Genomic DNA, 8,808 nt, shown 5'->3' on the forward strand with positions numbered 1-8,808 from the left:
CACCACGCGACTGCACATGGCCCGCACCGCCCTCGAACCCCTCGCCGACCGTCTCTCCGCCGACCAGTTCGATCGCCTGATCAACGCGGTATCCCTGGTCTACGGCATCGAAGCCCTGGTCAGCACCCAGGACATCCTCGGCCTCTCCCCCGCCGACGCCACCGATCTCATGTCCTGGTCCGCCCGCGCCCTGATCCGCGCCGCCCTCGCCGAAGCCGAAGGCGAAGTCCCCCAACCGGATTGACCAACGCCACTGGTCGGAGGCAATCCGCGCTCCGGTCCAGGCATGCGCAAGCGAAGCCCGTCGAGCGTACCCTCCGCAGGGCGATCGGCAGGGCCGGAAAGGCTCGGGTCGCGGCGCAGCATTGCGTCGAGGGCAATGGTCGCGTCGGGATCCGCCGGACGACTAGTCGGCCGACACCGCGGCGCCGACCTTCTCGGCGTCGGCGGTGGTGAGGAGTTCCCAGGCGTGGGCGCGGCCGGTTTCGGTGTCGCCCATGCCCGCGAGCATGCGGGCGAGTTCTACGACGCGTTCGTCTTGGGTCAGGGCCTTGACGCCGGATTTGACGGCCTTGCCGTCGTCGAGCTTGTCGACCACCAGGTGGGTGTCGGCGAAGGCGGCCACCTGCGGGAGGTGGGTCACCACGATGACCTGGTGGGTGCGGGCCAAACGGGCCAGGCGACGGCCGATTTCGACGGCGGCGCGACCGCCGACACCGGCGTCGACCTCGTCGAAGACCATGGTGGTGCCGTGTTCGGAGCTGGCCAGCACCACTTCGAGGGCGAGCATGATGCGGGAGAGCTCACCGCCGGAGGCGCTCTTGCTCAGCGGCAGGGGGTGCGCGCCGGAGTGGGCGGCGAGGCGGAATTCCACCTCGTCGACGCCGGTGGATCCGGCGTGCAGTTCCTTGCCGTCGATGACCAGCGGGGCCGAATCCTGGATGCCCGCGGGGACGGGACCGACACCGACTTCAAGGCGGGCCCGGCCCATGGCCAGACCGCCCAGTTCGGTGCTCACGGCGGACGCCAGCTTGCCCGCGGCCTTGCTGCGGGCGGCGGTCAGCTTGCGGGCCGTCTCGCGTACCTTCTCCGCTGCCGTCTCGACATCGGCGGCCAGCGCCGCCAGCGCCTCCTCCGAGACATCCAGCGAATCCAGTCGCATCCGAGCCTCATCGGCCCACTTGATGACCCCGTCGATATCGGGCGCGTACTTGCGGGTCAGCGTCTTGAGCTCGGCCTGCCGGGTCAGCATGGACTCCAGCGCACCCGGATCCGACGGCAGATCCGACAGGTACGAGCTCAGTTCGGTGGCCAGATCCACGACCACCGAAATCGCCTCGCCCAGACGCGGACCCAGCCCGGACAGCTTCGGATCGTCGGAGGAGTCGATGCGGGCGCGGGCGATGCCGAGCGCGTTGAGCGCACCGGAATCCTCGCCCGGCGAGTCGGCGGGCCCGGCCAGCGCGTCGTGCGCGGTCGAGGCGGCTTCGCGCAGCGAGTCCAGGTCCGACAACCGCCGCACCTCGGCCACCAGGTGCTCGTCCTCGCCGGGTTCCGGTGCGACGGCGTCGATCTCGGCCAGCGACTGGGTCAGATGGTCGGCCTCGAGCGCCAATTCGCGGCTGCGCGCGGTTCTTTCGAGCAGCTGATTGCGCTTGTCCAGCCACGACTTCCGCGCCTTCTGATACTTGGCCAGCAGCGGGGCCACGGCATCGGCGGCGAACTGGTCGAGCGCGTGCAGTTGCTGATCCGGCCGCTGCAAACGCAACTGGTCGTTCTGTCCGTGCACGGTGAGCAGCGGGGTCGTGAAATCCGAGAGCACCGAGGCGGGCACGCTGCGCCCACCCAGATGAGCCCGCGAGCGGCCATCACTGCCGACGGTCCGCACGGCGATGATGCTGCCGTCGTCATCGCGTTCGGCCCCCGAGGATTCCAGCACCTCCTCGACCTCGCCGAGCGCGCCGTCGTGCACCGCGTCCACGGTGAAACGGCCCTCCACCACGGCCCGCGACGCCCCCAGCCGGACCCGCCCGGCATCGGCGCGCGCACCGCTGAGCAGGTGCAGGCTGGTCACCACCATGGTCTTGCCCGCACCGGTCTCACCGGTCAGTACGGTCAGCCCTTCGTGGAATTGCGCGGTGGCGGTGGAAATTACGCCAAGGCCGTCAATCCTGATCTCTGTCAGCACTCGTGCTCTCCGTCCGTCGGCCTCGCCAGCCTGTCACGGGCAACTGGAATTTGCGCACCATCCGGTCGGCGAACGGCGCGGAATCCAGCCGCACCCATCGCACCGGTTCGGTCCCGCGGACCGTCTCGACCCGGCCGCCCCGCGGCAATGCGAGGGTGCGTCGGCCGTCGAGGAAAACAATGGCATCGTGTCCGGTCGCCACGGTTTCCACCGCGATCAGCGAATCCGGGCTGGTCACCAGGGGTCGCGCGAACAGGGCGTGGGCATTGGACGGAATCACCAGCAGCGCTTCGAGTTCCGGCCACACCACCGGCCCGCCCGCCGAGAAGGCGTAGGCGGTGGACCCGGTGGGGGTGGCGACGAGCACGCCGTCGCAGCCGAAGGACGACACCGGCCGGTTGTCCACTTCCAGGACCACCTCGAGCACACCCATGCGCGCGGCGTTCTCGATGCTGGCCTCGTTCAACGCCCAGCCGCGCTCGGTGACGGTGTCGTCGACGCGCACGGTGACGTCGATGGTCATCCGCTCCTCGACGACATAGTCGCGCCGCACCACCTGCGAGAGCGCCTCGTCGAGGTTCTCGGCCTCGGCCTCGGTGAGAAAACCGATGCGGCCCAGATTGATTCCCAGCACCGGCACCCCCGCGCTGCGGGCCAGTTCGGCCGCGCGCAGGAAGGTGCCGTCGCCGCCGAGCGCGAGCACCATCTCGGTGCCGACCGCGGCGTCCGGATTGTGGGCCATGACCCGCGCGGGATACCCGTCGGCCACGCCGCCGTCGTCGATATCGAAACGAGTGCTGTACGCCTCGTCCTCGAGCACCCGCAGCCCGATCCCGGCCCCGCACAGGATCTTCGCCACGCGGTGCGCGGTATCGGTGATCTCCGGCCGTCCCGGATGCGCGACCAGCAGCACTTCTCTGGCCGGGCTAGCCGCGTTCACTGTGGACCCTCCTGCACCGCACGATCGATCAGCGCCGCAACACGTGACGCCTCGTCTGCATCGTAGGCGTCCCCACCGACGTCCGCGCCGTCACCGGGTGTGACGCCGGTTTCCTCCGGTTCACCGACCGGACCGTTTTCCTTGCGCAGCCACAGGAAATACTCGACATTGCCCGACGGCCCGGGCAGCGGACTCGCCACCACGCCCCGCGTGCGCAGGCCGAGTTTCGCTGCCGCGGCGGCGACTTCGCGCACCACCTCGGCGCGCAGCGCCGGATCACGCACCACGCCACCGGAACCCACCCGGTCCTTGCCGACCTCGAACTGCGGCTTCACCATGGGCAGCAGATCCGCGCCGGGTGCCGCGCAGGCGGCCAGCGCGGGCAGCACCAGGGCGAGGGAGATGAACGACAGGTCGGTGACCACCAGATCAACTGTGCCGCCGATGAGTTCGGGGGTCAGCTGCCGGACATTGGTGCGGTCGTGCACCCGGACGCGGTCATCGTTCTGTAGTCGCCAGATGAGCTGGCCGTAGCCGACGTCGGCGGCCACCACTTCCTTCGCGCCCCGCGACAGCAACACGTCGGTGAATCCGCCGGTGGACGCGCCCGCGTCCAGACAGCGTTTGCCGTCGACCGACACGCCCAGCGGCTCGAACGCTTCGAGGGCCCCCAGCAGCTTGTGGGCACCGCGCGAGGCCCACTGCACCTCATCGGGTTCGTCCCGCACCAGCAGCGGTGTGCCCGTTTCGACCCCGGTCGCCGGTTTGGTGGCGACCGACCCATTGATCAGGACGCGGCCCGCGTTGATCAGCTCGACCGCGTGCTCTCGCGATCGCGCCAATCCGCGGCGAACCAGTTCCGCGTCCACCCGTGCGCGCCTGGCCACCTCAGATCTTGTCCACCGTGGCCAGCGCCTGCACCAGCACGTCGTGCGCCTGCTCGAGAATCTTCGCCCGCCGCACGATGTCGGTGCCCTCCGAGTGCACGCTCGGGGCGCCCGGAAAACCCGGATTCGGTGCTCCCGCCGACAATTCGGCCAATAACGCGTCCACGTCCGCGCGCACCCGCTCGGGGTCGGCGAACTCCTGATTCGCACCCGCCAGATGCTGACCGGGCAACGGCATCCCGGGACGGGGACCTTGCGGTCCGGGCATCCCCGAATGCGGCCCCGGCGCGGGGATCTGCGGGTGAGGCATGGGCGTAGTCATGGTGGCGACAACGCTACCCGAACTCGCATTCGAACACACGTACCCCACCGGATCCGGATTCCCGCATCGACCGGCCCCGGCGTGGCGCTCGCGGCGCCGCGCCCGCGTGGCGGCGAAAACCCCTTGTGGGCGGCTGACAGGATGGGGCAAATGGACAGCGACTTCGACAAACTCATCGCCGAGGCGGGGACCGTCTCGGTGGCGGGCTGGGATTTCTCCTGGCTCGACGGCCGCGCCACCGAACAGCGACCGTCCTGGGGATATCAGAAACAGCAGGCCCAGCGCCTGGCCACCGCCCGCGCGGCGCTCGACATCCAGACCGGCGGCGGTGAGGTCCTCGCCGAGGCGGACACCTTCCCGCCGACCATGGTCGCCACCGAATCCTGGCCGCCCAATCTGGACAAGGCCACTCGGCTGCTGCATCCGCGCGGCGTCGTCGTGGTCGCCGATCCGGACGAGCCGCCACTTCCGTTCGCGGACGCCGCCTTCGATCTGGTGACCAGCCGTCATCCCGCCACCATCTGGTGGGACGAGATCGCCCGGGTGCTCGCGCCCGGCGGCACCTACTTCGCGCAACATGTCGGACCGGCCAGCGTCTTCGAGGTGGTCGAATACTTCCTCGGCCCGCAGCCGGAGGCCCGCCTCGGCCGCGACCCGGAAACCGAAGCGGCACAGGCCCGGGCGGCCGGACTCGAGATCGTGCAATCCCGCACGGAACGACTTCGCATGGAGTTCAACGACATCGGCGCGGTCGTGTACTTCCTGCGCAAGGTGATCTGGATGGTGCCGGGCTTCACCGTCGAGGCCCACCGCGACCGCCTGCACGACCTGCACCGGCAGATCACCACCGACGGACCGTTCGTCGCCTACTCCGCCCGCACATTAATCGAGGCGCGGAAACCGGTCTGAGAGTTCAGAATTCGTCGATGGCAAAGATCGAAGTGGTGGCACCGCCGAGCGCGTATCCCAGGGCCCTCGCCTACCGGTACGAGGGGCGCGAGATCCTGCTCGAACACGGCGACACCAACACCAAGTCCGGCAACTCGACCTTCCGGATCCGCGTCGACGGACAACCGATTCCGACGACGCTGGTACGGATCAGCCGCGGCTACAAGAATTCCAAGCCCAACGGATACCGCTACAGCACCGAACCGGCGGCGGTGGAGTGGATCGAGATCCCGAACAAGCTGGGCTTCCACACGCTGCGCCAGTTGGCCTCCCGAGACGAGCACGCCGCACCACAACTCGCCGGGACCCTTTCGGAGGGTCGCAGCGAGATGTACAACACCGTGGCGGTCTGGGAGGACAAGCTCGACATCACCTTCGCGGCGGATCTTTCCAGCGCCGAGGTCGTCGTGAACTGCTTCATGGACGACGCGACCTGAGGCGAGCTGTCACACCGGGACGGACATGACCTTGATCGCACGCCCGGGAGCCTGACGCAGCCGGGCCGCGAGCTCCTCGGCGATATCGCCGCTGCCCGGCGTCACCGGATCCAGCTCGGCGACAGGGTGATTGAGGGCGTCGAGCGATTCCGCGACGTAGGTCGGCAGCTGGTCGGCGGGCTGGGTACGGAGGTCCTCGAGGGTGCTGACACCGGTGAGCACCATCAGCGACTCCAGGCCGGTGGTGTGCGCGCCGTCGATATCCGTATCGAGGCGATCGCCGACCACCAGGGCGTCACGGGTGCCCGCCCGCTCCAGCGCATCCTCCATGAGGGGCGCGAAAGGCTTGCCCGCCACGATCGGTTCCAGACCCGACGCCTGCCGCAGCGCCGCCACCATGGAACCGTTCCCGGGGGCCAGGCCGCGTTCGGTGGGCAGGGTGGCGTCGGTATTGGCGGCCACCCACAGCGCGCCCGAACGCAGCGCGTAGGCCGCCTCGGCCAGGTCCGCCCACGCGGTCTGCATCGAATGGCCCTGGATGACGGCGCTCGGCGAGACACCGTCGAAGCGCCGAATCGCCTGCAGGCCCACGTTCTCCACCTCGGACATCAGATCGTCGGTGCCGACCACCAGCACGGTGGAACCGGGCGCGACCCGCTGCGCCAGCAAGCGCGCGGCCGCCTGCGCACTGGTGACCACCTCGTCCTCGGAGGCGGCGAAACCCAGCTCCCGCAGATGCATCGCCACCGCGTCGGCCGACCGGCTCGCGTTGTTGGTGACGTACATGAGGCGTTGCCCGGACTCACCCGCCGAAAGCGCTTCCGGCGCACCCGGAATCCGCTCGTGGCCGCGGAAGAGCGTGCCATCCAGATCCAACAGCAATGCCTCGAAGCGGTCCCGCAGTCGCATTACGCCGTCCCTCTCATCACGTGGAAAAGAAACGACCGTGCGGCTGCGCTGGAGCGCGGCCGCACGGTCGAAATCACTTGCCTGTCCTCAGTTCTCGGTCTCGCCGTCGGACTTCGCGGCGGGTTCGGAAGCCTCGGCGGACTCGGACGCTTCGGCGGATTCCGGCGCTTCAGCGGCGTCCGGCTCGGCGTCATCCGAATCGTCTTCGGCGTCCTCGTCGAAGGCCTCGGTCCAATCCGCGCCGTCTTCGTCGCCGTCGCCGGAGAGTTCGGCCGCCCGCTCCTCGGCGTCGGTCTCACCGTCGAGGTCCGCGGAGGCGGAGTTCATGAACCAGGTCAGCGCTTCCTCCGCGCGGCCCGCGGCCAGCAGCGCCTCGGCGTAGGCGTAGAACAGGCGAGCGGCGGCCGAACCGGTCCGGGCCGGATCCAGCTCGGCGGTCTGCAAGGTGACCACGGCCTGGTCGAACTGACCCAGATCCATGCGCGCACCGGCGACCACGATGCGCAGCTCGGTGGCCTCGTCGCCCTGCAGGGCCCGCGCCTCGTCGCTGCGCCCCAGCTCGATGGCCCGCTCGGGACGGCCCAGACCGCGCTCGCAGTCGGCCATCACGGCCAGCAGGCCCGAACCGCCGGACATGCGACGCGCGGTCCGCAGCTCGGACAGCGCCTCGGCCCACTCACCCGCGTGATAGGCCGCGACACCGGCGGTCTCGCGGACCACCGCGATGCGCCCGGCCCGCCCGCGCGCGGCCCGCGCGTGTGCCAGCGCCAGCTCGGGATCCTCGTCCAGCAGCTGCGCCACCATCACCAGGTGCCGCGCCACGGTCTCGGCATTGCTCTTGTCGAGGCTCAGCAGGTCGCGCCGCACGGCCGGCTCGAGATCGGCGGCCTGCACGTCGTCGGGCAGCACCGGCTCATCGGGCCGACCCGAACGCCGCTCCCCCGACTGCCCGCCGCTGAACCGCGAGCCCTCGCCGCCGCGGCGACGATCCTGCCCGCCGTCGAAACTCCGCTCGCCCGGCCCCTTCCCGGCCCGGTCGAAATCCCGTCCACCGCGCGAGTTCTCCCGCTTATCGTCCCCGAACCCGTTGCGCCCGAAGCTCTTCCGCTCCTCCTGCGCCCCACGATCCCGATCGAATCCGCGTCCGCCGCCACGGTTCTCACCGCCGCGGTTGAACCCGCCCTCACGACGATCCCCACCGCCGCGATTGAATCCACCTTCACGACGATCTCCGCCACCGGTCCGGTTGAAGCCACCTTCGCGACGCTCACCGCCACCCCGGTTGAACCCGCCTTCACGACGATCTCCGCCACCGCTACGGTTGAACCCGCCCTCGCGACGCTCGCCACCGCCACGGTTGAAACCGCCCTCACGACGCTCACCGCCACCGCGATTGAAGCCGCCTTCACGACGATCTCCGCCACCGGTGCGGTTGAAGCCACCTTCGCGACGCTCGCCACCGCCACGGTTGAAACCGCCCTCACGACGCTCACCGCCACCGCGATTGAAGCCGCCCTCGCGACGGTCTCCGCCGCCGGTGCGGTTGAAGCCGCCCTCGCGACGCTCACCGCCGCCACGGTTGAACCCGCCTTCGCGACGCTCACCACCACCGCGATTGAACCCGCCCTCGCGACGCTCGCCGCTACCGCCGCGGTTGAAACCGCCACGGCCACCGTCACGTTCGGAGCCGCCGCGCCCACCCTGATAGCCGCCGCGGTCGCGGTCGCCCTCGGAGCGGTTGTAGCCGCCGCGATCGTTGTCGCGGCGCGGACCACCGTACGACCGTCCCTGATCGGACCGCCCCTGATCGCGTCGTTCGTTGTCCTCGCGCCGGCCGTAGCCGCCCTGTCCGGTCCCACCGCTGTTGCGACGGAAGGGTTTGCGGTCGTCGTTCTGCTCCGCCACGGTGATCCCTCTCTGTTCTTGTAGCCTGCGGTACCCGGCCACGGCGCTGGACGGCGCGTGAGGAGGGCCGGTGGGCAATCCACCTACCCTGAATTCAATCACGCGCCCCGAGCGACCTCGTAGCACAGGTGCTGAAACGACGAAAGGGGACCCAGTGTTGGGTCCCCTTTCGTGAAGGATGTTCCGGCGGTGTCCTACTCTCCCACACCCTGTCGAGTGCAGTACCATCGGCGCAGGTGGCCTTAGCTTCCGGGTTCGGAATGGGACCGGGC

The 8,808-nt window shown here is 69.7% G+C and carries 7 protein-coding genes, 1 rRNA gene and 2 pseudogenes; 3 read left to right on the forward strand and 7 right to left on the reverse strand.

Features of this window, described 5'->3' with window-relative positions:
• Positions 1-244: pseudogene (locus ACWELQ_RS29025) on the forward strand (hypothetical protein); the annotation flags it as partial.
• 162 nt (positions 245-406) lie between these two features.
• Here ACWELQ_RS29025 and recN read toward each other — a convergent pair.
• From recN to ACWELQ_RS29045, 4 genes are read right to left on the reverse strand one after another with little or no spacing between them, the layout of a single operon-like run.
• Positions 407-2,188 carry a DNA repair protein RecN gene (gene recN, locus ACWELQ_RS29030; protein WP_452400214.1) on the reverse strand — a complete coding sequence of 594 codons (1,782 nt, stop codon included), beginning with the start codon at positions 2,186-2,188 and terminating at the stop codon, positions 407-409.
• A complete protein-coding gene (locus ACWELQ_RS29035) occupies positions 2,166-3,128 on the reverse strand; it encodes an NAD kinase (protein WP_452400215.1) in 963 nt (320 codons plus the stop codon). The genes recN and ACWELQ_RS29035 overlap by 23 nt, the downstream gene beginning before the upstream one ends.
• Positions 3,125-4,015 (reverse strand): TlyA family RNA methyltransferase, encoded by an 891-nt coding sequence (locus tag ACWELQ_RS29040; RefSeq protein ID WP_452400216.1) that lies wholly within the window; start codon positions 4,013-4,015, stop codon positions 3,125-3,127. The genes ACWELQ_RS29035 and ACWELQ_RS29040 overlap by 4 nt, the downstream gene beginning before the upstream one ends.
• Before the next feature lies 1 nt (position 4,016).
• Positions 4,017-4,337 carry a hypothetical protein gene (locus ACWELQ_RS29045; RefSeq protein WP_452400217.1) on the reverse strand — a complete coding sequence of 107 codons (321 nt, stop codon included), beginning with the start codon at positions 4,335-4,337 and terminating at the stop codon, positions 4,017-4,019.
• A gap of 150 nt (positions 4,338-4,487) precedes the next feature.
• On the opposite strand from ACWELQ_RS29045, the gene ACWELQ_RS29050 reads away from it, so the two are divergent.
• Positions 4,488-5,246: a class I SAM-dependent methyltransferase gene (locus ACWELQ_RS29050; RefSeq protein ID WP_452400218.1), complete on the forward strand. Its 759-nt coding sequence runs from the start codon at positions 4,488-4,490 to the stop codon at positions 5,244-5,246.
• A 17-nt stretch (positions 5,247-5,263) separates the two neighbouring features.
• Positions 5,264-5,722 (forward strand): hypothetical protein, encoded by a 459-nt coding sequence (locus ACWELQ_RS29055; protein WP_452400219.1) that lies wholly within the window; start codon positions 5,264-5,266, stop codon positions 5,720-5,722.
• Positions 5,723-5,731: 9 nt separating this feature from the next.
• Here ACWELQ_RS29055 and ACWELQ_RS29060 read toward each other — a convergent pair whose 3' ends face one another.
• The 3 genes and pseudogenes from ACWELQ_RS29060 to rrf form a co-directional block, all read right to left on the reverse strand.
• Positions 5,732-6,631: an HAD-IIA family hydrolase gene (locus ACWELQ_RS29060; RefSeq protein WP_452400220.1), complete on the reverse strand. Its 900-nt coding sequence runs from the start codon at positions 6,629-6,631 to the stop codon at positions 5,732-5,734.
• Positions 6,632-6,886: 255 nt separating this feature from the next.
• Positions 6,887-7,837, reverse strand: a pseudogene (locus ACWELQ_RS29065) (hypothetical protein); the annotation flags it as partial.
• Between the two features lie 880 nt (positions 7,838-8,717).
• Positions 8,718-8,808 (reverse strand): 5S ribosomal RNA (rrf, locus tag ACWELQ_RS29070); the annotation flags it as partial.

The organism is Nocardia sp. NPDC004722 (genome assembly GCF_053601505.1).

Bases quoted from the DNA above. Each gene is read 5' to 3' on its own strand.
- ACWELQ_RS29045 (WP_452400217.1), bottom strand. From the start codon at position 4,337: ATGACTACGCCCATGCCTCACCCGCAGATCCCCGCGCCGGGGCCGCAT.
- ACWELQ_RS29050 (WP_452400218.1), top strand. From the start codon at position 4,488: ATGGACAGCGACTTCGACAAACTCATCGCCGAGGCGGGGACCGTCTCG.
- ACWELQ_RS29055 (WP_452400219.1), top strand. From the start codon at position 5,264: ATGGCAAAGATCGAAGTGGTGGCACCGCCGAGCGCGTATCCCAGGGCC.
- ACWELQ_RS29060 (WP_452400220.1), bottom strand. From the start codon at position 6,631: ATGCGACTGCGGGACCGCTTCGAGGCATTGCTGTTGGATCTGGATGGC.